2 protein-coding genes are annotated in these 1,292 nt (G+C 59.2%); both read right to left on the reverse strand.

Going from position 1 to position 1,292, the window contains the following annotated elements:
- Positions 1 to 29 precede the first annotated feature (29 nt).
- A complete protein-coding gene (locus CH286_RS27540; RefSeq protein WP_141215916.1) occupies positions 30 to 968 on the reverse strand; it encodes an IS3 family transposase in 939 nt (312 codons plus the stop codon).
- Positions 920 to 1,225, reverse strand: coding sequence for a transposase (locus CH286_RS27545; protein WP_032389890.1), 306 nt, complete (start codon positions 1,223 to 1,225; stop codon positions 920 to 922). The genes CH286_RS27540 and CH286_RS27545 overlap by 49 nt, the downstream gene beginning before the upstream one ends.
- Positions 1,226 to 1,292 lie beyond the last annotated feature (67 nt).

Below are 1,292 nucleotides of genomic sequence, written 5' to 3' on the forward strand. Positions count from 1 at the left end.
TGAGGTTCCCCCCGGAAAGTGGACAGTGGTTACGCGGCCATGACAGGCGCGATCAGTGACTGTTCGTAGTTGGCGGGGCTGAGCATCCCGATTGTGGAGTGCCTCCGGCGAGTGTTGTAGAAATTCATCCAGTTGTCAACTGCAGCAACCAATTCGGTGGCATATGCGAAGGTGTGGCGGTAGTAGTACTCGTGTTTGAAGGTCGACCACAGGCTCTCTGCGCCGGCATTGTCCCAGCATATGCCGGTTTCTCCCATCGAGCGCCGAAGCCCGTATCGTTCGCAGGCCTGCTTCATGATCTCTGCCGTGTACTGACTTCCCCTGTCCGAGTGCATGATTGTGCCGGCGACATCGCCACCGCGTTCGGCGACGGCCATGTCCAATGCTTCGAGAACCAGCTCGGTGCGCATGTGGTCCGCCACCGACCAGCCCAAGACCTTCTTCGAGTGTTCGTCCTTGATCGCACACAGGTACATATCACCGTCACCGCAGGTTAGATAGGTGATATCGGATGTCCACACCGCATCGAGGCGGCCCTGGTCGAACTGGCGTCGAACTAGATCATCGGGGAACGAGGCGAAGGGATCGACCACGGTGGTGCGGACCTTGAACGTGCGCGGGCTGATCCCGACGATGCCGAGTGAGCGCATGATTTTCGCGACTGCTTTGTCATCGATCACCTCGCCGCGATCGTGGAGTTCAGCGGTAATTCGAGGCGACCCGTACACCCCTTTCGACTCACGGTGTATGTCGATGATCTTCACCTCCAGATCTGCACGTCGCTGCTGCCGTTCTCCCAATCTGGTTGTCACACTTCGCCCCTGGTGTTTGTAGAAACCTGAGGTCGACACTTCGAGTAGTCGTGCCATCCGGTGAATTGCGGAGTTCGCGCACTCCGCAGCCATCAACGCGTAGAGGTCTACTTTTGTTGATTTGCTGCGAAGTACGCGGACGCTTTTTTCAAGAATGCGATGTCTTTCTCCTGCTCGGAAACCTGCTTGCGAAGCCGAGAGAGCTCGGTGCGCTCCGCGGCGGTCAGCGGCTGATCACCGGATGCTGTGGCGGCTTCGATGCGGCGGCGTTCGTCGGCGACCCAGCGTCCGAGCAGTCCTTCGTTGATGGCCAGTTCACGGGCGACCTCGGCGATGGTGCGGCCGGAATCGATCACCCGGCGTGCGGCCTCGACCTTGTACTCGGTCGTGAACGACCTGCGTTTGCGGGACATGAAGACATCCTTCCAGCGGAACCAACGATCCCGCTATCTCGGTGTCCACCATCCTGGGGGAACCTCA

Source organism: Rhodococcus sp. WWJCD1 (assembly GCF_002258735.1).
In the GTDB taxonomy this organism is placed as follows: Bacteria; Actinomycetota; Actinomycetes; order Mycobacteriales; family Mycobacteriaceae; genus Rhodococcoides.

Bases quoted from the DNA above. Each gene is read 5' to 3' on its own strand.
- CH286_RS27545 (WP_032389890.1), bottom strand. From the start codon at position 1,225: ATGTCCCGCAAACGCAGGTCGTTCACGACCGAGTACAAGGTCGAGGCC.